This window comes from Paenibacillus sp. DMB20 (assembly GCF_000987955.1).
Classification (GTDB): Bacteria; Bacillota; Bacilli; order Paenibacillales; family Paenibacillaceae; genus Paenibacillus_AQ.
Window position 1 is genome coordinate 1 of record NZ_LAZU01000037.1, and the last position, 21,733, is coordinate 21,733.

At 51.8% G+C, this 21,733-nt stretch carries 18 protein-coding genes and 1 pseudogene; 5 read left to right on the plus strand and 14 right to left on the minus strand.

Annotated elements, in window-relative coordinates; translation table 11 throughout:
• The 12 genes from XI25_RS20495 to ant(6) all read right to left on the minus strand — a co-directional run.
• Nucleotides 1–1,518 (minus strand): dynamin family protein (locus tag XI25_RS20495; RefSeq protein WP_200901457.1); only part of this gene is annotated, 1,518 nt, incomplete at its 3' end.
• A gap of 283 nt (nt 1,519–1,801) precedes the next feature.
• The gene (locus XI25_RS20500) at nt 1,802–2,344 is read right to left on the minus strand and encodes a GrpB family protein (protein ID WP_046680015.1); all 543 of its coding nucleotides are present in this window, start codon (nt 2,342–2,344) and stop codon (nt 1,802–1,804) included.
• Nucleotides 2,345–2,494: 150 nt separating this feature from the next.
• Nucleotides 2,495–2,773 (minus strand): hypothetical protein, encoded by a 279-nt coding sequence (locus XI25_RS20505; protein WP_046680016.1) that lies wholly within the window; start codon nt 2,771–2,773, stop codon nt 2,495–2,497.
• A 26-nt stretch (nt 2,774–2,799) separates the two neighbouring features.
• Nucleotides 2,800–3,486 (minus strand): endonuclease III, encoded by a 687-nt coding sequence (gene nth / locus XI25_RS20510; protein ID WP_046680017.1) that lies wholly within the window; start codon nt 3,484–3,486, stop codon nt 2,800–2,802.
• A gap of 84 nt (nt 3,487–3,570) precedes the next feature.
• On the minus strand, nt 3,571–6,294 hold the full coding sequence (locus XI25_RS20515; RefSeq protein ID WP_046680018.1) for an S-layer homology domain-containing protein: 2,724 nt from the start codon (nt 6,292–6,294) through the stop codon (nt 3,571–3,573).
• 79 nt (nt 6,295–6,373) lie between these two features.
• Complete coding sequence (locus tag XI25_RS20520; protein WP_046680019.1) at nt 6,374–7,060, minus strand: GerMN domain-containing protein; 687 nt, start codon at nt 7,058–7,060, stop codon at nt 6,374–6,376.
• A gap of 29 nt (nt 7,061–7,089) precedes the next feature.
• Nucleotides 7,090–8,475: an N-acetylmuramoyl-L-alanine amidase family protein gene (locus tag XI25_RS20525; RefSeq protein ID WP_046680020.1), complete on the minus strand. Its 1,386-nt coding sequence runs from the start codon at nt 8,473–8,475 to the stop codon at nt 7,090–7,092.
• 219 nt (nt 8,476–8,694) lie between these two features.
• Complete coding sequence (locus tag XI25_RS20530) at nt 8,695–9,381, minus strand: GerMN domain-containing protein (protein ID WP_046680404.1); 687 nt, start codon at nt 9,379–9,381, stop codon at nt 8,695–8,697.
• Between the two features lie 23 nt (nt 9,382–9,404).
• Entirely contained in the window at nt 9,405–10,877 is a 1,473-nt protein-coding gene (locus XI25_RS20535; protein WP_046680021.1) for an N-acetylmuramoyl-L-alanine amidase family protein, read from the minus strand.
• Nucleotides 10,878–11,388: 511 nt separating this feature from the next.
• Nucleotides 11,389–11,991, minus strand: a complete 603-nt coding sequence (gene leuD, locus XI25_RS20540; RefSeq protein ID WP_046680022.1) for a 3-isopropylmalate dehydratase small subunit — start codon at nt 11,989–11,991, stop codon at nt 11,389–11,391.
• 19 nt (nt 11,992–12,010) lie between these two features.
• Complete coding sequence (leuC, locus tag XI25_RS20545) at nt 12,011–13,435, minus strand: 3-isopropylmalate dehydratase large subunit (protein WP_046680023.1); 1,425 nt, start codon at nt 13,433–13,435, stop codon at nt 12,011–12,013.
• 294 nt (nt 13,436–13,729) lie between these two features.
• On the minus strand, nt 13,730–14,587 hold the full coding sequence (gene ant(6) / locus XI25_RS20550) for an aminoglycoside 6-adenylyltransferase (RefSeq protein WP_152669188.1): 858 nt from the start codon (nt 14,585–14,587) through the stop codon (nt 13,730–13,732).
• A 172-nt stretch (nt 14,588–14,759) separates the two neighbouring features.
• Between ant(6) and XI25_RS20555 the strand changes: the two genes are divergently transcribed.
• Together XI25_RS20555 and XI25_RS20560 are read left to right on the plus strand one after the other, a co-directional pair.
• Nucleotides 14,760–15,695, plus strand: coding sequence for a LysR family transcriptional regulator (locus tag XI25_RS20555; RefSeq protein ID WP_046680025.1), 936 nt, complete (start codon nt 14,760–14,762; stop codon nt 15,693–15,695).
• Nucleotides 15,696–15,744: 49 nt separating this feature from the next.
• The gene (locus tag XI25_RS20560; RefSeq protein ID WP_046680026.1) at nt 15,745–16,314 is read left to right on the plus strand and encodes a sugar O-acetyltransferase; all 570 of its coding nucleotides are present in this window, start codon (nt 15,745–15,747) and stop codon (nt 16,312–16,314) included.
• Nucleotides 16,315–16,563: 249 nt separating this feature from the next.
• Here XI25_RS20560 and XI25_RS20565 read toward each other — a convergent pair whose 3' ends face one another.
• Nucleotides 16,564–16,752 carry a hypothetical protein gene (locus XI25_RS20565; protein WP_046680027.1) on the minus strand — a complete coding sequence of 63 codons (189 nt, stop codon included), beginning with the start codon at nt 16,750–16,752 and terminating at the stop codon, nt 16,564–16,566.
• An 80-nt stretch (nt 16,753–16,832) separates the two neighbouring features.
• The gene (locus XI25_RS20570) at nt 16,833–17,648 is read right to left on the minus strand and encodes a carbon-nitrogen family hydrolase (protein WP_046680028.1); all 816 of its coding nucleotides are present in this window, start codon (nt 17,646–17,648) and stop codon (nt 16,833–16,835) included.
• A 181-nt stretch (nt 17,649–17,829) separates the two neighbouring features.
• Here XI25_RS20570 and XI25_RS20575 point away from each other — a divergent pair, with 181 nt between their 5' ends.
• From XI25_RS20575 to XI25_RS20585, 3 genes and pseudogenes are all read left to right on the plus strand, one after another.
• Nucleotides 17,830–19,023: a pyridoxal phosphate-dependent aminotransferase gene (locus XI25_RS20575; protein ID WP_046680029.1), complete on the plus strand. Its 1,194-nt coding sequence runs from the start codon at nt 17,830–17,832 to the stop codon at nt 19,021–19,023.
• 342 nt (nt 19,024–19,365) lie between these two features.
• A pseudogene (gene proB / locus XI25_RS20580) lies at nt 19,366–20,468 on the plus strand (glutamate 5-kinase).
• Nucleotides 20,469–20,485: 17 nt separating this feature from the next.
• Nucleotides 20,486–21,733, plus strand: coding sequence for a glutamate-5-semialdehyde dehydrogenase (locus tag XI25_RS20585; RefSeq protein ID WP_046680405.1), 1,248 nt, complete (start codon nt 20,486–20,488; stop codon nt 21,731–21,733).

The following is a 21,733-nucleotide window of genomic DNA, read 5'->3' on the forward strand; positions in this document are numbered from 1 at the left end:
CAGCAGCTCGGCGCGCTGGCGCTCCAGGGCCTCCAGGCGGACGGCGGAAGCGTCCGCCGCCAGAGCCTGCAGCCGGTCGGCGAACGCCGACACGGCGCGGCGGTAGCCGGCCTTGATTTCCTCGGCCAGCTGCCGGCAATAGTTCAGCACGTATTCGCCCGAGAGCACCGCCTGGGGGTTCACCGTGCCTGTGACCATTTCTTCGGAGACGGCCGGCAGTTGCGAATCCGCCAGCGCCTCCCAGTCCGCGCTCCAAGGCTCAAAACGCTCGACCATCGGACGGAACAAATTTCTCAGGTGCCAATCCACTTGGGAGACCGTCTGCTCGGACAGACGCTTAACGAACGACTCCAGTCTCCGCCGCTTCTCCTCCTCCGTCTTGCCTCCGGCGAACAAGAAACCGACCTTGAACCCGCTGCGCCGGCTCTCCAGGAAAGACAGGGCCAAATCCCGCACGTCCGCAGGCGTCAAATTCGCGTTAGCCAGCAAAGCGTCCCCTTCGCGCCGAAGCTCGGAGCCTACCGCATCCGGGAGACCTTGTATCTTCGCCGCTTCCCGCTCCATCTCCTCCAGGCGGACATTCAGAGCCGCCGCAGCTTCCTCCCCGCCCATTTCGGCGAGCAGCTCTTCCTTCTCCTCCTGATGGCTGCGGACAAAAGCTTCGGCATGACGCTCCGCCACATGATTGACGGAGCAAGCCACGCTGTAATCAAGAAGGGCTTTCCGGTGATCCAGCAGCTTGCCGATCAGGGACGTAAGCTCATTCCACTGATTGTACGGATGATCCTTCGCTTTAAGCGAGATGCACATCAAGCCGTTGTACTGCACCTTCCACTGGGCAAAAGCCTTTTTGACATCCTTTAAGTAGGATGTAAGGCTAAGCTCCTCGTCCCGGTGTTTATCGATCTGGTTTACGATTAAATACAGCGGCTTTCCCCAATCGGACAAGCTTTTGGCAAACGTCAGATTGCTCTCGGACTGAACGTGGTTATAGTCCATCACATAAAACACCGCATCCGCCATATGCAGCGCCGAATGGGTCGCCTGGCGGTGTCCGTCGTCGGTGGAATCGACTCCCGGCGTATCCATCAATACGCCGTGCTCGCCTAGAATCGGCACGTCGTCCCAAACCTCAATCGCGGAATACTCCCCGCCTTCCTTGCAGTAGGCCGCCAGCTCCTCGGTGCTGACGCTCAGCGTTTCCCCAAGCCCGCCGTCGGGCCGGTGAATCACGGCTCTCGGCGCGCCGGAACGGATGGTCACCACATTGGCGCTGGTCGGTACCGGACCGGACGGCAGCACGCTTTTGCCGCACAGGGCGTTGATCATGCTTGACTTTCCCGCCGAAAAATGGCCGCAAAACGCGAGCGTCAGCTCGCCCGAAGCCAACTTGCGCTTAAGATCGCCGGTCAATGCCGCTGACGACTCGTCATTCCATTCCGCAAAACGTTCCTGAACAGCCTGCAAAACGCCGGTGCTGTATCCGGTTTCATGTTCTGTCGCTACCTTCACTGTCATCCTTCGCTCCTGTCCAAATGATCTAAACATAAGTGACCTTTCTCATATCATTTTATTTTAACATTGCTCCGTGAGTAAAGAAACTCCAATCCGGTCAAAAAACGGCTGTCCCGAAAAGGTGGAACTTTCGGTAATCCTGCTTCGGTTTGTTGGTAATTTGAATAATAAAAGAGGCCCGCTAAATATGAGGACCTCTGCCTTGTTTCCTGTTGAGCTGACGCATGTCGTCGAATACCAAAGACTTTCCCCGTGCTGCTTTACCTCTTGCATTCGTACGGTACGACTAATCTTCCCATACGTTTTGCAAAGGTAACCCTCTTTCGCTTCTTGCGGCATCGACTACTTTTTGTATGAATTCAGTTTTGGAACGGGTGTAATCCTCTAATTCACCGCCGCAATTTTGCGATGAATTTTTTTTAACTTCCCCATATTCTTGAACCAGTTCAGGATGCTTTCTCAGATAATCTCTAAATAACAACTCATTTCTTGTATCGAATTCATGGTTATAAGGAAGGATATGGATGTTATGAGTCCAGATTCCGTTGGTGTATCTGTTAAATAAAAATCTGTTGCTCATCCCCGTATGGATGTATTGATATACCTCCGAATCCAATATGGACCGATAGTATGTTAACTCTTTAAAAGGTGAAACTCCAACAAAAATATCGATGATTGGCTTTGCTTCTTGACCTGGAACAGATGTGCTTCCAACATGCTCTATGGCGATAGCTTCAAGACCAAGCATCGAGGATAAACTCATTTTTTCATGTTCAAAATCTACTGCCCAATTCGGATTATACGCCACAACCTTGATTGCTTCTTTCATGACAACCGACCTCCCTCCAAAAAAAATGTAACGTTTTTAAAATGAAAAAAAGGAACGGTCCGCATGTAGAAAATACCTACTTTGCGGACAGTCCCTTTTTTGCCCAAAAAAGAAAATGGGGGGCGCTCTTGCTCAAGCATATGAGCGGGCTTATTGCAAGGCTGCAGCGCCTTCCGCTTCCGGAATCAGTATTTCAAATACGTTTCCGTGCTGCAAAATCGTCAGTCCGCGGGACTTGTCACGCATGACGACAACCTCCGGTTTTTGGGACATGCGCTCCAGGTAGTGATCAGGGGCTTCGCCCGAATGGCTGATCGTAACGCCTTCCACTTCTTTTTCTTCGTTTTCTTCCAGCTGGCTCTCCACCACTTGTTCGAAAATATCGGAGAACAATTCAAAATTATCCGTGTACACCGAGATGCATTTCATGTCTAATCCCATCCTCTTATTCTTGTCTATTTCTTTCTGTTTCCGGCCTGTTCCTTATTCTTCCTGACCTTGGACGTTTTCATACGTTTCTTGCCCTCCCGGCAGACGTCAAGCAGCGGGCATACCTGGCACATCGGATTCTGGGCTTTGCAGTGATATCGTCCGAAAAAGATGAGCCTGTGATGCGTCAGCGTCCATTCCTCGCGAGGCACCCGCTTCATCAGTTTCTTCTCCACCTCAAGGACACTGTCATCCCAGCCTGCCAGCCCCAGCCGCTTGGACACTCTCTCCACATGGGTATCCACGGCGATGGCCGGAACGCCAAAGGCGTTGGATACGACAACGTTGGCGGTCTTGCGCCCGACGCCCGGCAGCTTTACCAGCTCGTCATGGGCTTCGGGCACTTCGCTGCCGTACTGCTCAATCAGAATGCGGCACAGGTTCTGAATATGCTTCGCTTTGTTTCGAAACAGTCCGATGCGGCGGATATCCTGCTCCAGTTCCTCAATCGGAACCGCAACATAATCCTGCGGCGTTTTATACTTCCTGAATAAATCTTTCGTCACTTTGTTAACCGTTTCATCCGTACATTGGGCTGACAGCAAAACCGCGATCGTCAGCTCGAAAGCATTGCCATGGTTCAGTTCACAATGTGCATCGGGAAACATATTTCCGATCGTATCCAGAATATGTCGTACCGTAGCCGAGTTCATATCAGGTCCCTCCCGCAAAAAAAAGTCTTGATGCGAAAAATCCCGCATCAAGACGGTGTTTCTCGTGTATTCCCGAAGTGACAACTATTGTTTCACGATCTCCACAACGATGCCGTTGTTGAAATACAGAACAATATTATCATTTTCCTTCAGGGATTGCACGGACAAATTCTGATCTCCTTGGTGAACATACAGATTTGCTGCAACCGGGAAACGGTTGTTGTCGCTGGTGTAGATGCGTTTAACGTAAACATCGCCGTTCTCATAGCGCCAGAAATTCCGGGTCACCGAATCAAGCACTTTAATGTTGGTTGTACCGTCAATATTCTTACGGACCTCTACCCGGTCATTGACCGAAATCGATGCGATATTCGTAGAAACGTCCGTCCCGCGAACGACCTTCACGCCTCCGGTGGCTTGGATCGTCTCGCCTGCGCCGTTGAATGTTTTAATGGCCAGTACGGAATTGGCAGGATCCACGCTCATGACTTGGCCCATCGTATTTTTTACCACGGCAACGGCGCTTGGGGTCGTACCCGCAAACTTAACATTAATCAGAGAACCCGAACGAAGGTCCGAAATACGGATATCCTTGCCGTTTTCATCGCTAATCTTAGCCTTATCCGTATAGATTTGCGATGTGACCCCATCGTTCTTCACGCGAACGCGGTCATACGAAGGCTCGGTTGAGACGATTTCAAATTGCTTTAACGACACGGCCTTAATGCTGATCAGACTGGTCTGATCATTCGACAATTGAGCGGAAACCTCATCCCCTACCTTGATGTCGGAAAGGGTAGCGTTCGGCTTATCGTACAATTCCACGCGCGGCCAGTTATAAGGGACGTTAATCGTCTGTCCGCCTTCTGTAAGCAGCGTCAGTATTTTGTTTGTGGCGTTGATGGCCGTTACTTTTCCGTCGTACTTATAGATGACCTCAAGGGACAATGCGCGGTTTCCGATGTGATTGATATTCACTTTCCGGCCCGGTACAAGCAGGGCTTCAATTGTAGGTAAATTGGTGCCGCCCGCGGAGTCCAGCTTGGTCTTATCGTCCAGCACGATGACTTTCGGCTGGCTTTTGTTGTCGCTGACCGTGAGCCAGCGTTTGGACGGAACATAGGATACAACCGATACCTCGTTTAAATGCTCCATCTGCCGGCCGAGAACCTTGATTTTCGTAATTTTTTCTTCCCCGTTAACGGTAAGCTCCACCTGATCGCCTGCCGTAGCATCCGCTAGCAGGTCGCTTAACAGCGGCTGATCAATGCCGTTGATCGTAAGCTCCGGCTTCTCGACCAGGAATTTCGTTTCCAGCTGCGTGCTGCCGCTGCGCTTGTAGGTCAGCGTGCTGCCATTGCTTTCCATGGAATACAGCATGGCCGTAATGGTACGGTCCACGCTTTGGCTGATTTCAATCTTATGCAGAATGTTGTTTTCCACCGTATAGGTAACAACGGAACCGGCCTTCAGTTCGGACACGTTCATAAGCTGGTTCTGATACTTGATCAGCGTGCTGTCATCCCATTTGAAGGTATCTACGGTATTTCCGGACGCGTCTTTAATCGTTATCGTTTTGTTTGTCGTGTCAACGGATTGCACGATGCCGGAGGCCGTTTTGTTGACCAGTCCGTTTTTGACGCGAATCGCGACAATGCGTTTCTGCGGACTGAAGGTTTCGCGCTCAACCGTGACGATGCTGCCGGAGGCCAGCGATTGCGGATCGATTTTCGTGCCGTTCTGGTCGAGGAAAATCGTCTCGCTATCGTATTTCAACTCTTCAAACGTGTTGTTCGAATCGAACCAGATCACGTTATTCGGCGACAATCTGGCGTATTTTCGTTCAAACGACTCCAGTTTTGGTTCCGGATCCGTAATTTCAACATAGGAGGCCGTTCCGTTTTTACCGATAACGGTCACTTTGGTGTAAGGCTTAATGTCGGAAACGGAAAGTCTTTTTTCCGATGCCTTCTCAAAGTATGCGGTCGAACCGTCAATCGTAAACGAGTTGTTTTTCCCGTCCGCATACAATTCAAGCTTGCCGTTTCCAACGGAGGAAACATACCCTTCGAACTGGTTGTCGTATTTTGCGTCGATATAAGCCTGGGCCCGGCTGAAGAACGTTGCCAGCTGTGCCCGCGTTACCGCTCCCTGAGGGTCGAATTTGTTGCCGTTCACTCCCTTGGCGATGCCAAGGTCGATCGCTACATTCACGTAACCCAATCGGTCGGCGGATATTTTGGCGTTATCCGCAAAGCCTGTCGCTTTGTTCATAGCCGCACTGGCGTCGGCGGTGCGACCCATGGAGCGGACCAAAACTTCCGTAATCCATTCGCGGGTAGCGTTTTTGCCCCCCCAGGTCACTTTGGTGTCCGCATAGCCGGATTCTTTTGTCTTGTCGAGCAGGTTTTGCTGAAGCGCCAATTTCACGTACGGAACAAAGTAGTTGTTCACTTTGATATTTGTCGGTAATGCCGTAGACGCGCCTGTGCTGTCAGTTACCTGTAAATTCAAGAAACGAATCGCCATCGTAACGGCTTCCTGCTGGGTTACAGGGTCGTTCGGGCGGAATTTTCCGTTGTTCCCCATGACGATCCCTTGAGATGCCAGCTGATAGATGTACTTTTCTCCCCAATAGCCTGTATTCACGTCGCTAAAGAGATTTGATGCCGTTGCCGTTGCCGAAACGCTTGTTGCCGCCTGATCCGCTGCGGCAGAAGTAGCGCCGGCTCCCAGCACCATAAGTCCGGCCATGACGGCGGAGACCACTTTTTTGGAATGATATTGCTTGTTTTGTCTGGATACCATTTCGTTTCCCCTCTCTAAACTGCTGCTTCCTCAATATTCCTTAATTCGACAGCAGAACGTGATCTCCTTCAAACCGCCGTCACCGAGTTTCAGGATTTTCTAAAGTTACATGTCCCATCAAGCTTTCTACCTGCTTACCGTCGACCAGCATTTGAAGAGATTGAACTTCTTTGAACTGAAAAAAGGTTTGTTTCAAGGCGTCTACGGCAAAAGCTTCGCCGCTTGAACCAAAGCGCGCTTCATCCGGAAGATGCATGTCGATCGTGAGCTTTCCGTCGCCGAATTCCACGGACTTCAGTTCCGCTTTTTCCCAAAGCGGCACCAATTGTTCGTTTCCGCTGGATTGCAGGGCTTTAAACGCCGCCGTATATTTTTCCTTGTCGTCCTTGAACTTAATTTCGGAAGTTCCTTTTTTCAGCTCCATGAGATCGGGGTCGGTATAATAAACCGTGATGGTTTCCGACTTCAGATCGTCCTGGGCATTGCTGTCCGGCGTATCCGGTGTCTGGCCGCTTCCTCCGCCGGCGCCGTTCGTGCCTCCCGGCTGCGCGGTGCCCTGATCAGGCTGCTTTGCGTCCGAATCGGTTCCAGGCGAGGGCGTGTCCGTTCCGCTGTTCTGATCCGGGGCGTTTTGATCCGGGGTATTTTGTTCCGGGATGTTTTGTTCCGGCGCATTTCCCGGGGCCGCACCCGGCTTTTGCCCGCAGCCCGCTCCCAGCAGCATTACCGCCGCAAGCAGTGCCGCGGACCATATTTTTTTGTTCATATGCCCACCTCCTGAGATGCCTTACTCGATTAATTTACTTTAAAGTATTCCTTCAGCCCGTCAATAACCGATTGGGCTACGCGGTCTTGAACCGCCGCGTCGAACAGCTTGCTTTCGTCATTCTGGTTGCTGAGGAAACCGACCTCGAGCAGAATGGCCGGCATGTTCGTTTCGCGAATAACATGAAAATTCCCGTATCTTACGCCGCGATCCTTCAAACCCGTGGCCTGGACAAGATGTTTGTGAATAACATTGGCCAGGGCTTTGCTGGAGTCGCGTTTATAGTAGGTCTCCGTGCCCGTTGCGGCCGAGGGTCCGCTATTGGCATGAATCGATACAAAAGCATCCGCTTTTAGATTATTGGCGATTTTCACCCGGTCTTTTAACTCCAGGAAGGTATCGTCGCTGCGTGTCATGACAACGTCAAAGTTCTTCTCCTTCTCCAGGAGCTTTCCTACTTTCAAGGCTACAGCAAGGGTGAAATCTTTTTCCCTCTTTTTAGAAACGCTGATTGCCCCCGGATCATGATCGCCATGGCCGGCATCAATGACGATAAGTTTTTTGCCTCCCGATCCCGGAGGAGGCGCCGGCACGGACGTCGTATTAAGATCCACGATAAACAGGCTTGAACCGTCCTCCGTCCCGTGGAGCGTGTAATCTTTGGCGTAATTAAGATCAATCACGATCCGGACTGTCGAAGGGTTGCTGTTATACAGCGAATATCTTACCCCCTTGACGTCGGGGTAGCCGTATACGGGCAGCTGACCGTTCATCTTGGCATCAATCTGATTGTTGCTGCTGAACGAATCGGAAAATTTGGCATTTTCCACGTCCACCACGATCCGGTCAGGGCTTGTCAGCTTCATGACCTTCGGCTTGACGCTTCCGCTTACGGCTACCATCAGGCGATTATCGCTGAAGCTGATGCCGTCGATCGCGGACAACCCTTCATTTTCTCCCGGACCCGGGTTTGGCTCGCTGATTTCCGGGGTAATAAGATATACCGCTTTTTTCTGGTTATCCCATGCGACATTCAAGCCCATTTGTTCACTCACAAAACGGAGGGGCACCATCGTTGTGCCGCCGCGAAGCAGCGGAGCTTTATTCATCTTAAGACGTTGGCCGTCGATCTTGGCGTATTCGCTGCCAATAACCATCTCCACCGTCGTCCCGTTCCCTAGAACGGTTACCGTTTTGGTCGACTTGTCCCAATCCGCGCTATAGCCCAAATTCTCGGAAATAACTCGGATCGGCACCATCACCGTTCCACTGATATTTTCCACCTTAACATCGGAGGTCAAGTTCAACTCGCTGCCGTCCAGATAAATCTTGGCACTGTAGGAACTTGCATCCGCCATCCTAGGAAACGCCACCATGATGACAATCAGAAACATCAAAAAACCGAACTTCTTCATCCTTCACCCCTACCATCCTATTATTTTGCCATAGATTGGCGTTTCTGCACTCGGCCTGTCCGACATTACCTGACACACTTTAGACGCTGCATAAGCATGAAAGTTGCGAAATTATTCCCTTTTTACCAGAAAAACTCCTATTTCTAAAAAAGAAATAGGAGTTTTGTCTTTGTTTTTTATGAAAAAATCATATAGTTCTTTTTGGCCATCAACGATGGATTAGCGGGTCATCGGATGTTCCAGGTCCACGTGCCCCATGAGACTCTCGACCTGCTTGCCGTCCACCAAAAGCTCAATGGATTTCACTTCATCATATTGAAAGAACATGTTGCGTAAAGCCTCAATGGCAAACATCTCGCCCCCTGACCCCAGGTTGGCTTCTTGCGGTTTCGTGATATCCAGCGTCAAAGCTCCGTTCTCAAATTTCACGGAATTTAATTTGATGCTGTCCATCCACAGCGGCTGCAGCTGTTCGTTGCTGCTTTTCTGAAGAGCCTGAAACGACTTCGCATACTTATCTTTGTCATCCGTATAAGTAATTTCGCCGTCGGCTTCTTTCAGTTCCATCAATTCGGGATCGGTGTAGTACATCTTAATATGGGCTTTCTTCGGCTGAGGCTCCGTCGATTTTTCCGGCGGTTTCGGATCCGTCGCCGCAACCTGGGTTTCCGTGCCTGCCTTTTCCGCGTTCACATTTGTATCCGGTTCAGTTGGATTCGTATTTGCCACCGTATCCGTCTCCTTCTCCTCCGGTGTTGGTTCGGCTTGATCGGTCCCAGGCGTTTGAACCTGTCCCGCGGTATTTTGAGGCGGTTCGCTCGGAGCCGCTGCCGGCTTTTGCCCGCATCCCGCAGCCAACGCCAGTACGATCGTCAGGAGCCCGGCCGCCCAATACTTTTTGTTCATCATGGCATGTCCCCCTCCGTTCTTTATCCTTGCAAATTAATATATTCCATGATTCCGTCAACGATGCCCTGGGCAACGCGGTACTGGAATTCTTCGTCGAGCATCAAAGCTTCTTCGGCTTGATTGCTCAAAAATCCGATTTCCAAAAGAATCGCCGGCATCTTGGTTTCTCTGGTCACTGCAACATTCTGATACTTGACTTTGCGGTCTTTCAGTCCTGTCGCCTTGATCAGGTGTTTATGAACGATGTCAGCAAGCTGACGGCTGGAATCCCTGGTGTAGAGGGTTTCGGTTCCGTTCGGCGTGCTCGTATGGAAGCCGTTGCCGTGAATCGACACAAAAATCGTTGCATTCACGTCATTGGCCAACTTAGCCCGTTCGCTTAATCCCACCGACTTATCCTCGGTGCGGGTCTGCACCAACTGGATGTTTTGCTGTTTCTCAAGCAGGGCGCCTACCTTTAGGGCCATCGCAAGCGTAAAATCTTTTTCCTGGGTATTGGAGTAGCCTATTTTTCCGGGCGCACTGCCGCCATGACCCGCATCAATGACCACGATCTTTTTGCCGCTCGAACCGATTGGAGGCACAGGGACCGTCCCCGGATCGGTCGATGTCGCGTTCAAATCCACAACGATCATTCCGTCATTCATGTTGGTGACGGCATAATTTTTCGCTCCCGTTAATGCGATAACGACCCGGATCGTGGATGGAGAATTGCTGAACAGGGAGTACCGGATCTCCTGCACGTCCGGATAACCCGTAACGCTCAACGTCCCTTTGTTCCCCGAATCCAGCATATTGTTGTTTATAAAATTGCCGGAAAACTCGGTGTTGGGCAAATCAATAACAATCCGATCCGGATTGGTCATCGTAAATACTTTAGGGGCGACGGAATTCCCCGTTACGGCTACCATCAGTCGATTGTCGCTAAAACTGATTCCGTCAATCGTTGCCAAAGCACTCGGGTCTCCGGAAAGCGGAGGTACCGTCGTAACCGGGTTGGCCGGGATATCGTTGCCCGTAACCGGATTTGCCGGCTGTGCCCCAGGATCGTTCTGACTGCCTTCCGAAGACAGGTACACGGCTTTTTCCAGGTTGTCCCATTTCACGTCCATGCCCATTTCCGTGCTTACAAAACGAAGCGGAACAAGCGTCGTGCTGCCGTTCAGCATTGGAGTCATCCCCATGCTGACCGGATTGCCGTCGATTTCGGCGGTTGGGCTTCCAACCACCATCTTGACGGTCTTGCTGTCGTTCAGCACCGCTATGCTCTTGCTGGCCTTGTCCCATTTCACTTTATACCCCAAATTTTCGGATACGACGCGAATCGGGATCAGAATATTGTTTTTAACATTGGCCACCTTCACGCCAGACGACAAATTCAGCTGTTCCCCGTCCAAAAATATCTTCGCGCCGTCCGCACTGGCCGCCTCTCCAACTTTTGGAAACGCAAACAGAAAGAGCAACAAAAACGTTAACAATCCTAGCCTTTTCATGAATCCACCTCTACCATCCCATGATTTCGTTTTTTTTTCAATTTTCACGTGCCGTAAAGGACGCTGCGGACATCTTCCGACACCAACGGATTTCCGACCGGCAAAAAGCTGCTCAGGCATGTCATAACAGGCAAAAAAATCAATCGCCTTGTCGCGAAAAGAACGATGTCCTTTCCGAGGGATATACGGGCAATTTTCATGAACCTCTTATGTATCAAGCCCAAACGGACAGCATTAACCGAATTACTCCCGACGATTCGACCCGGTTTTCTTGTCATGTCTTGCTGCTATGTACCGGATTTTTCTCTTTCTATCATTTTAACAGAAAAAACTTCCATTTCCCACACCGGAAATGGAAGTTTAATATTTGTAACCTTTTGATGGAAACCCGCGTATCTTCGTACCTCATGGTAGGATATGGTAGGATGAATCCCCGCGGATGTATATCTTTATTGGGTCGGGTTGCCGGTGTCGCATCCGGGTTATCGGTGTCGCACCATGTAAAGCCGGTTTACGCAAACAAGCGGTCCGCGTGTTTCTTCTCGTATACGTCGATTGCGCTCTCATGCTGAAGAGTCAAGCCGATATCGTCCAAGCCTTGCAGCAGGAACTGGCGGCGGTGCTCATCCAGATCGAAGTCGATGCGCAGGCCTTGGTCGTCGGCAATCGTTTTGTTCTCGAGATCCACGGTCAACTCGTATCCTTCCCGGGCAGTCGTGCGCTGGAACAAATCCTCTACCTGCTCCTCGGAAAGCTTGATCGGCAAAATGCCGTTCTTAAAGCAGTTATTGTAGAAAATGTCGGCAAAAGAAGGCGCGATAACCACTCGGAAACCATAATCCATAATCGCCCAAGGCGCATGTTCCCGGGAGGATCCGCAGCCAAAGTTCGCTCTCGAAATCAGTACCGACGATCCCTTGTAACGCGGCTGGTTCAGCGGGAAGCTGTCAATCGCTTCGCCCTGCTCATCGAAACGCCATTCGTAAAACAGAAACTGTCCGAACCCTGTACGCTCGATTCTTTTCAAAAATTGTTTAGGAATAATCGCATCGGTATCTACGTTCACCCGGTCAACGGGTGCCACAATCCCGGTCAATTTAGTGAATGCTTGCATAGTATCTCCCCGTCCCTTATTAGATTACGGCCTTTTCGCCCACGAAATTCCAGTCGCGCACATCGACAAAACGTCCCTTGACAGCCGCAGCCGCAGCCATGGCAGGCGATACGAGATGCGTTCTGCCGCCCCGTCCCTGCCGGCCTTCAAAGTTGCGGTTGGACGTGGAAGCGCAGCGCTGTCCCGGCTGCAATACGTCGGGGTTCATGGCAAGGCACATGCTGCATCCCGCTTCGCGCCACTCAAAACCGGCTTCCGTAAAAATTTTGTCAAGCCCTTCCTTCTCCGCCTGGATCTTGACGCGGCCGGAACCCGGCACCACGATCGCCGTTACGCGATCCGATACTTTGTATCCTTTGGCCACGGCGGCGGCAGCGCGGAGGTCCTCGATCCGACCGTTCGTGCATGAACCGATGAAGACGTAGTCGATCGGGATTTCGGACATCGGCGTGCCTGGCGTAAGTCCCATATACTCAAGCGCCTTTTCGGCAGCCTTGCGTTCATTGTCCGTCGTAAAGTCGGCCGGATTCGGCACGGAAGACGAAATATCGGTACCCATCCCCGGGCTGGTGCCCCAGGTTACCTGAGGAATCAACGATTCCACGTCGAACTCCACGACCGTGTCGAACTGCGCTCCCTCATCCGTTACGAGCTCTTTCCAAGTTTCAACGGCACGGTCAAAATCTTCGCCCTGAGGCACGTGCTGACGTCCGCGGAGATATTCGAAGGTCGTTTCGTCCGGAGCGATCATGCCTGCTCTTGCGCCGCCCTCGATGGACATGTTGCATACGGTCATGCGCTCTTCCATCGACAGCTCGCGGATCGCTTCGCCGGTATACTCGATAACGTAACCCGTTGCAAAGTCGGTTCCGTATTTCGCGATGACGCCCAGGATCATGTCCTTCGCCGTTACGCCCGGATTACGCTTGCCGATGAAGCGAACCTCCATGGTTTTGGCTTTGGCCTGCTGCAGGCATTGGGTAGCAAGGACATGCTCGACCTCGCTCGTTCCGATCCCGAAGGCCAAAGCGCCGAACGCGCCGTGCGTGGAGGTGTGGCTGTCGCCGCACACGATCGTTTTGCCCGGATGCGTCAAACCGAGCTCCGGTCCCATGACGTGCACCACGCCTTGATCGATCGTCTCCAAATCATAAAGCGTTACGCCGAAATCGCGGCAGTTTTGCGTCAGCGTATCGATTTGCTGTTTGGAAATCGGATCCGTAATGTTGAAACGGTCCTTTGTCGGCACGTTATGGTCCATCGTCGCAAAAGTCAATTCAGGACGGCGCACCTTGCGGCCGCTCAGCCTAAGACCCTCGAAAGCCTGCGGGGAGGTTACCTCGTGAACCAAGTGCAGGTCGATGTACAAAATGCCGGGCTTGCCTTCTTCCTGATGAATGACGTGGTTATCCCAAATTTTTTCGAACATCGTCTTTTTACTCATCATTTTCACCCCATTATTCATTCGGTCAATATGAAAGGAAATCCAAAACCATTCCTTTCGGTTGATAGTACTATATCATTTCCCGAGTGATTGTTCCAAGATATAAAATCTATAAAAGTTATAGGTTTCGGCTATAGAGTAGGTGGAGAAAAAAACGCCATGATCCGTGAAATTGAACGGCTTGGCCCCTTGGGCGGCCCGGAACCGAACACGGCTATCATGGCGTTACTTTTCGGCTGGCGTCTAGGATCGCAAGTTGAGTCTCTTGCACCCGGATTCCCTTAACGTATGGTTTTATGAGTTCAAAGAATCATAAATTCTTAGAGTATACCGGGTGATCGCTTCATCATAGTCCGGGTATGTATATCCAAGATGTTCGGCCACCGCTTTGGAATGTTTTCTAAACAACTCGCAGCAAGCGAATAAAGACTGCCACATGTTCTGAAATCCGTTCTCGGCATAGGTTGACAGCAAAGCTTCCCAGTCTTCTTTTGGAAGGTGGCGGTCCATAAATTTATGGTTTTTTCCCAAACTGAAATCATAACCCTGCTCGGAACCGATTCGCCATGACATCATTCTCAACAAATTAGGCCGTACAATCTCGTTTAAATGGTCGATTGCAAAAAGAATTTCTTTTCTGGCCAGCCCTTTCACAACATATGTGGAGGTCATCCAAAACTCATTGCAGCAGTCATCAAATTTTCTGGCCGTCGGCTTTTGAATCCAATACTCACGATCGCTCGCGATGCCTTCATTCTTGACGAGGGAATCTTTATCCAGCAGGACTTCTACTAAACCGTCGCTCTGCGCAAAATAATCTTCCGTTTCGCTTACCGGAATAAGCGTAAGGTCTAATTTGTTGCCGTCTTCAAAAATAATGATGTACGAAAACCAGTTGCCTAATTCCGACGGAAAAAGTTCCATGTCCTCAGGCTTTTGCATCATGATACGGCTCCCGAAACCGTTCAGCCAATCATCATGTCCTTTGAAGGAATCCATGTCCGTTACGAAATATGATATGTCGAAATCCTGAAATGAATCCCGCGGAATGTTCGGGTTGGTGCGCGACCCTTCCAGGGTTACCAATCGAATTCTCTCCTCATTGGCTGCAAAATCGACAAACAAATTCATCATTTCCTGCTCCGTTCTCATTGCCATCCTCCCTCGTTACGGCTTCGCTATATTTAAGCTTGCGCCCTATGAAATTCCTCCGTTCCGATTTCATCTTCATCTCGCATATCATCGCGCAACCTTTTACAGATATGATAATACCTATATAATAGGTCTTAAACAATAGGTATTACCTATAGACGGAGGGATCACCTTGGAATTAAGACAGCTTCAGTACACCCTGCAAATCGCCGCTGATAAAAATTTTTCCCGTGCAGCGGAGAAACTCCATATTGCCCAGCCATCGCTCAGCCAGCAGCTGTCCAAACTGGAAAAAGAGCTTGGCGTCATGCTGTTTCAGCGTAATACAAGCACCGTGGAGCTCACTCACGCGGGAGCAAGCTTTGTGGAGCACGCGCAAAAAATCATGGACGCCGTCGAACAGCTTCGTCAGGAAATGTCCGACATCTCCCAACTGCGCAAGGGCAAGGTCGTGATCGGCAGCATGCCGATCACCGGTTCCCATCTGCTCCCATGGGTACTTCCGACATTCAAAAAGGAATATCCCGATATCGAAATCACCCTGCTGGAAGACTCTTCAATGAACCTCGAAAAACTGACCGCCAGCGGAAAAACGGATTTGAGCCTGCTTTCCCTGCCGCTTGCCGAACCGTCGCTGTCCTGGGTTCCCATCGGCGAAGAGCGGATTGATCTGGCCGTTCCGCCTCAGCACCCTCTTGCCGTCAGGGCGCAAAGCCATCCGGATGAAGCCGTCTTCCTAAAGGATCTGAAAGATGAAGCGTTCATCGTCCTCAAAAAGGGCCAGGGCTTCCGCAAATTGACGTTTGATCTTTGTCGGGAGGCCGGCTTTGAACCGAATGTCGTATTTGAAAGCAACAACATCGAAACCGTTCAGTCCCTGGTAGCCACCGGCATGGGAGTAACGCTGGTTCCAAGATTCATCGCCCGGGCGAAACGTAGCGAATTCATTCCCGTATTTCTGCCGCTGGCCGAGCCCGTTCCAAGCCGTACGCTGGTCATCGCCTACCGGAACGGCAGATATTTGTCGAAAGCGGCCGAGGCCTTCATCGATACCTTCAAACAGGTTATGGACCGCCTTGCGGCCGAAGGAGCCAAAAATAAGGTATAGTGGATATCGGACTTAACACGAACGCTTACATTTAAAAGGAGTTATGGACATGACGGAAAAAGAAAAAGCACGGCAGGGTCTGCTCTACGATGCCAATTATGACGCGACGCTTATCAAAGAGCGCGCTTATGCGAAAGGATTATGCCACGAATACAATCAGCTCCATCCTGAAAAGACGGAAGAACGGGCGGCCATCCTGAAGAAGCTGTTTGGAAAAACAGGGGAGACATTTCTGATCGAGCAGCCTTTTGCCTGCGATTACGGGTACAACATTGAAATTGGAGAAAATTTTTATGCCAATCATAATTGCGTGATGTTGGACGGCGCCAAGATTACCTTTGGCGATAATGTGTTTATAGCTCCGAATTGCGGGTTCTACACCGCCGGCCATCCGCTTGATGCCTTGCAGCGCAATCAAGGATTGGAATATGCTTATCCCATCACCATTGGAAACAACGTCTGGATCGGGGGCGGCGTCACGGTTCTTCCGGGCGTCACGATTGGGGACGATACCGTCATCGGTGCGGGCAGCGTGGTTACCAAGGACATTCCTTCCGGCGTGATCGCCATGGGAAATCCCTGCCGGGTCCATCGAAAAATCGCCGAAACGGACAAATAGACTGACAAAATAAAAGAGCCCGGGGATACGACGCTCATCCCGGACTCTTTTTTTTAGATATAGAATTGATAAGTGATCAGCGGAGCTGATGGAATTCTATATCGCAAGAAAAACTTCTGCTAAATGCGGTCTGTCTTCTGAGAAAGTACGTCGATAGACGTTTTTCTTATCCTTTAATTTCGATTTGCCCTGCACCCCAGCCTTCTTAGGCTGTCGTTTAGGCCTTCGCAAACGGTTGTGCCTAATTTATCACTTCCGCAAATTATGTTTGTCAATCAACCGGTTCTGATCGTCCGGAATATGGCCCTTATCCTCGGTCACGCCGTCGTTGCCGCTGAATCCGCCGTTTACGCCCTCTACGAAGTTACGGAACTGGTTCTTTTGCTCTACGACATTTTCCTGGCTGTCATGGTTAACCTTATCGTTTTCATTCGCCATGCGCTTTTGCCTCCTTTGGGGGGATTAAAATTAGTATACCCTCCCTTTCGGAGATGAAACGAAGATGCGAAAAATTCAATCTATCCGATATCGTACATCCGGGGTCTGCGGTCTTCAAACACGGGAATGCGGCCGCGCACGGCATCCGTGAGCGAGGGATCCAGCACACCCGTAATGATGGCTTCCTCTTCTCCTCCCGATGCCACCGTCTCGCCCCACGGATCGATAATCATCGAATGGCCGAAAAAGGAGGTATCCCCGCTGGTACCTGTCCGGTTGCAGGCGACCACGTACATTTGATTCTCGATCGCCCGTGCCGTAAGGAGCGTCTTCCAATGGTGCAAGCGGGGATGCGGCCATTCGGCTGGCACAAACAGAACCTTGGCTCCGGCAAGGGCAAGCGTCCGGGACAGCTCGGGAAACCGGATATCGTAGCAAATCGAGGCCCCTGCAATCAGTCCTCCCTCCAATGGGAAGGTCACGGCCTGATTGCCGGCCTCGAGAAATTTTTCTTCATCCATAAGCCGGAACAGATGCATTTTGGAGTACTTCGCGATCTGTTCGCCCTCGCGGTTGAAGATATGCATGGTGTTGTAAATCTCGCCCCCGATATTTTCCGCCACGGACCCTCCGACGACAAACACGCCGTGTTTTTTGGCAAATGCGCCCAACACTTCCCGGGTTGCCCGACCGCCGGGATCGGCCAGCTCCTTGATTCTGTCCAGCGCATAGCCGGTATTCCACATTTCCGGGAGGACGATCACATCAGGCTTCGCCTCTGCCATCACGGCCCGCGTCATCATCTCAAGGATGTGGTCATAGTTGGCTTCCGTATCTCCCAACTCGATATAAGCTTGAATCAAAGCTATATTCATGGTCAGCTTATCTCCTTTCATAGACGTTCAAACCTGCGTGTTTGTACAATGATGTACTTTTTTGACCTGCGGTTCTGAATGATTGTAGTCCATCATAGCCCGGTATAGGCCGAAATTCAATAGATCAAATGAAAACCCTCTATACACCCCGGATAAATCATGTTAAATTATTTCTTAAATCTAAACCGGAGTGATTTTTATTATGGCCAAAATAACAAAGCCGTTTCAAATACAGCCTGCCTCCATCATGTCCCAGCTTCCGACCCAATTTTTTGCCACCCTGGTATCCAAGGTAAACCGGCAAACGGCCCTCGGCCATGATGTCATAAACCTCGGACAAGGGAATCCCGATCTTCCGACGCCTTCCCACATCGTGTCCAAGCTGAAGGAGGCCGCAGAGAACCCGCTTTATCACAAATATTCTCCGTTCACCGGCTATTCCTTTCTAAAGGAAGCGATCGCGAAGCGCTACAAAGAAGACTATGACGTGGATTTGGATCCGGAAACGGAAGTGGCCATTTTATTCGGAGGCAAAACCGGATTGGTTCAGCTCCCGCAGATCCTTCTCAATCCCGGCGATCTTTGTCTCGTTCCTGATCCGGGTTATCCGGATTACTGGTCCGGCGTAGCGCTCGCCCAGGCAAAAATGAGCTTCATGCCGCTGCGTGCGGAGAACCGGTTTTTGCCCGATTATGAAGCGATATCCAAGGCGGACCGCGAAAATGCCAAATTGATGTTTTTAAATTACCCGAACAATCCGACCGCCGCCGCCGCGCCCCTTTCCTTTTATGAAGACACGGTATCCTTTGCGGCAAACCACGGCATTGTGGTCGCCAGCGACTTTGCATACGGAGCGATCGGTTTTGACGGACGGCGTCCGGTCAGCTTCCTTCAAGCGGAAGGAGCCAAGGAAGTCGGGCTTGAATTTTATACCCTTTCGAAAACCTACAATATGGCGGGATGGCGCGTAGGCTTTGCGCTGGGAAACGCCAAGCTGATTTCGCTGATCAACCAGCTGCAGGATCATATCTACGTCAGCCTGTTCGGAGGCATTCAGGCGGCTGCGGCAGAAGCGTTGACCGCCCCCCAGCAGTGCGTGGAAGAGCTTGTTTCCACCTATGCATCCCGGCGGGACGCTTTCTTTGGCGCCATTCACGGGATCGGCTGGGAAGCCGATAAGCCTGCCGGTTCCTTTTTCAGCTGGCTGCCGGTACCCAAGGGCTTCACCTCCGTTTCCTTTGCCGACATGCTGCTGGAGCAGGCGCATGTGGCCGTCGCTCCGGGCATCGGGTTCGGGACGCATGGAGAAGGGTATGTGCGGGTAGGCCTTCTCAGCAGTGAGGAGCGGCTTCGTGAAGCTGCAGCGCGGATCGGCAGCCTGGGGCTTTTTCGATAACCATTTTCTTTGAAATCAAAAGCCCCTTGTGGTATTCTTGCAAGTAGAGTATGAAAGTGATTAAAACGCAATGACGGGACCAGTACGAAAGCGAACGGCGCGTTTAGAGAGCGAATTCCCTGGCTGAAAGAATTCGCCGATAGCCCCTTTCCGAATCCTAACCCCGAGCGGCCTGCCTAATCGCAGGACAGTGCCTTCTGTTACAAGGCCCCAAGCCGGATGAGATTCTCATCAATAAAGGTGGTACCGCGGAAGTTCAAGCTTTCGTCCTTTGTAATGAAGGATGAAAGCTTTTTTATTTTCAGAAAGAATCTTAACATCATGCCAGAGGAAGTGATTGCGATGCATTCGCGCATCGTCGTAAAAATCGGAAGCAGCTCGCTGACCACGGTCGAAGGCGGGCTGAACTCGGAAGCCATTCAATTCTATGCCGGTGAACTTGCCGCCCTTCGCCAAGCGGGACATGAAGTTCTCCTTGTAACCTCGGGAGCCGTGGCTGCCGGATTTCGCAAGATCGGTTACCCGATCAGGCCACGTCTGCTCCATGAAAAGCAGGCCGCCGCCGCGGTGGGCCAAGCGCTCCTGATGCGCTCTTACCAGAACGCATTCGCCGCCCATGGGCTGATTGCAGCCCAAATTCTGCTGACGCGCACCGACTTTGCGAGTCGCAAGCGCATGAATAATGCCAGCATGACCATCGACGAGCTGCTCAAGCAAGGAGTCGTCCCCGTTATTAACGAAAACGATTCGGTTTCCATCGACGAGCTCAAATTCGGCGATAACGATACCCTTTCGGCGCTCGTCGCCAACCTCGTCCGGGCGAGGCAGCTGATTATCCTGACCGATACCGACGGCCTATACACCGCGGATCCGCGCAAATCGCCGGAGGCGGTTCGCTTTGAAGAGGTGGAGGAAATCACCGAAGAGATCTATGCGATTGCCGGGGGAGCGGGGTCCAGCGTCGGAACGGGCGGGATGCGTTCGAAGATCGACGCCGCCAAAATCGCCACCCGCGGCGGCGTTCCCGTCTTTATCGGCAAAGCGAACGGAGCCGGCGACATGCTGGCGACGCTCGAGGGGAAAGGCAAAGGAACTTATTTTGCCACCCATCTCTCCTCCCTGCCGATGAAAAAACAGTGGCTCGGCTTTATGTCCTCGCCGATCGGCGTCATTGTGGTCGATGACGGCGCCGAAGAAGCGCTCGTCCACGGCGGGCACAGCCTGCTCCCGGTCGGCGTCAAGCGCGTGGAAGGCAGCTTCCATGCCGGGGATGTGGTTGAAGTTGTGACGCCCGGAACGAACGCCTCGGCCGGGGCATTGTCAATTATGACGGGGATCAGCTGCGGCTTATCCGCGGACTGTCAAGCGGCGAAGTGATCTCCGCCATCGGAGAAGTTCACCGACTGGAGGTTATTCACCGCGACGAGTGGATTACGCTGAAATAATGAAGGAGGAAGAAATCATGAGTGAAGTTAGAAATAAAGCCGGACTTGCCAAAAATGTTACGACGGTTCTCAATAAACTGAACACGACGCAGAAAAACGAAGCCCTTCTCGCCATGGCGGATGCGCTCATCCAGCGTTCGGCCGACATTATGGTTGCGAACGAGGAGGATTTGAAGCGCGGAGAAGAACAAGGCATTTCCGCTTCCCTGCTGGACCGCCTGGCCCTTAACGCGTCCCGGATCGAAGCGATTGCGGAAGGACTGCGCCAGATTGCGAAACTGCCGGATCCCGTGGGCGACACCCTGGAAACCATCGAGCGTCCTAACGGGCTGTTTATCCGTAAAGTCCGCGTACCGATCGGCGTTATCGGCATTATCTATGAAGCCCGTCCCAATGTGACCGTGGATGCAGCCGGACTGTGCCTAAAGAGCGGTAATGCGGTCGTGCTTCGAGGCGGGTCGTCCGCCCTTTCCTCGAACCGCAAAATCGTGGAGGTGCTCCACGAGGCCATGGAACGCACAGCCATGCCAAAAGATGCCCTGCAGCTGATCGAGGATCCAAACCGCGCCTCCGTCGACGAAATGCTCAAGCTGAACGGGCTGCTGGATGTCATCATTCCTCGCGGAGGCAGCTCGCTCATTCAAAACGTCGTCATGAACGCCACCGTGCCTGTCATCGAGACGGGAGCGGGCATTTGCCATACCTTTATCGATGAATCGGCGGATCCTGCCATGGCCGAGAACATCGCCATCAACGCCAAGGTTCAGCGCCCATCCGTCTGCAACGCGATGGAAACCCTCTTGGTTCACAAAGATTTTGCCGCAGCCCACTTAAGCGCCTTGGCGGATTCCTTCCGTAAAGCCGGCGTGGAGCTTCGCGGCGATGAAGAGACGCTGCGCCTTTCGCCTTGGGCTAAACCGGCGGAATCCTCCGACTATGCTACCGAGTACAACGACTACATTTTGAACATAAAGGTTGTGAACAACCTGTCGGAAGCCATAAAGCATATCGCTGCCTACGGAACGAAGCATTCCGAATGCATCGTTACGGCATCGCAGGAGAATGCCGAACGCTTTTTGCAGGAAGTGGATGCCGCAGCGGTATACCACAATGCTTCGACCCGGTTTACGGACGGATTCGAATTCGGCTTCGGCGCAGAAATCGGAATCAGCACGCAAAAGCTTCACGCTCGCGGACCCATGGGCCTGCCGGCTTTGACGTCCACCAAGTATATCGTTACCGGAAACGGCCAGATCCGTCATTAA

Coding starts and splice junctions, on each gene's coding strand:
- XI25_RS20500 (WP_046680015.1), bottom strand. CDS start 2,344: ATGAAAGAAGCAATCAAGGTTGTGGCGTATAATCCGAATTGGGCAGTA.
- XI25_RS20505 (WP_046680016.1), bottom strand. CDS start 2,773: ATGAAATGCATCTCGGTGTACACGGATAATTTTGAATTGTTCTCCGAT.
- nth (WP_046680017.1), bottom strand. CDS start 3,486: ATGAACTCGGCTACGGTACGACATATTCTGGATACGATCGGAAATATG.
- XI25_RS20515 (WP_046680018.1), bottom strand. CDS start 6,294: ATGGTATCCAGACAAAACAAGCAATATCATTCCAAAAAAGTGGTCTCC.
- XI25_RS20520 (WP_046680019.1), bottom strand. CDS start 7,060: ATGAACAAAAAAATATGGTCCGCGGCACTGCTTGCGGCGGTAATGCTG.
- XI25_RS20525 (WP_046680020.1), bottom strand. CDS start 8,475: ATGAAGAAGTTCGGTTTTTTGATGTTTCTGATTGTCATCATGGTGGCG.
- XI25_RS20530 (WP_046680404.1), bottom strand. CDS start 9,381: ATGAACAAAAAGTATTGGGCGGCCGGGCTCCTGACGATCGTACTGGCG.
- XI25_RS20535 (WP_046680021.1), bottom strand. CDS start 10,877: ATGAAAAGGCTAGGATTGTTAACGTTTTTGTTGCTCTTTCTGTTTGCG.
- leuD (WP_046680022.1), bottom strand. CDS start 11,991: ATGCAAGCATTCACTAAATTGACCGGGATTGTGGCACCCGTTGACCGG.
- leuC (WP_046680023.1), bottom strand. CDS start 13,435: ATGAGTAAAAAGACGATGTTCGAAAAAATTTGGGATAACCACGTCATT.
- XI25_RS20560 (WP_046680026.1), top strand. CDS start 15,745: ATGACGGAAAAAGAAAAAGCACGGCAGGGTCTGCTCTACGATGCCAAT.
- XI25_RS20565 (WP_046680027.1), bottom strand. CDS start 16,752: ATGGCGAATGAAAACGATAAGGTTAACCATGACAGCCAGGAAAATGTC.
- XI25_RS20570 (WP_046680028.1), bottom strand. CDS start 17,648: ATGAAAGGAGATAAGCTGACCATGAATATAGCTTTGATTCAAGCTTAT.
- XI25_RS20575 (WP_046680029.1), top strand. CDS start 17,830: ATGGCCAAAATAACAAAGCCGTTTCAAATACAGCCTGCCTCCATCATG.
- XI25_RS20585 (WP_046680405.1), top strand. CDS start 20,486: ATGAGTGAAGTTAGAAATAAAGCCGGACTTGCCAAAAATGTTACGACG.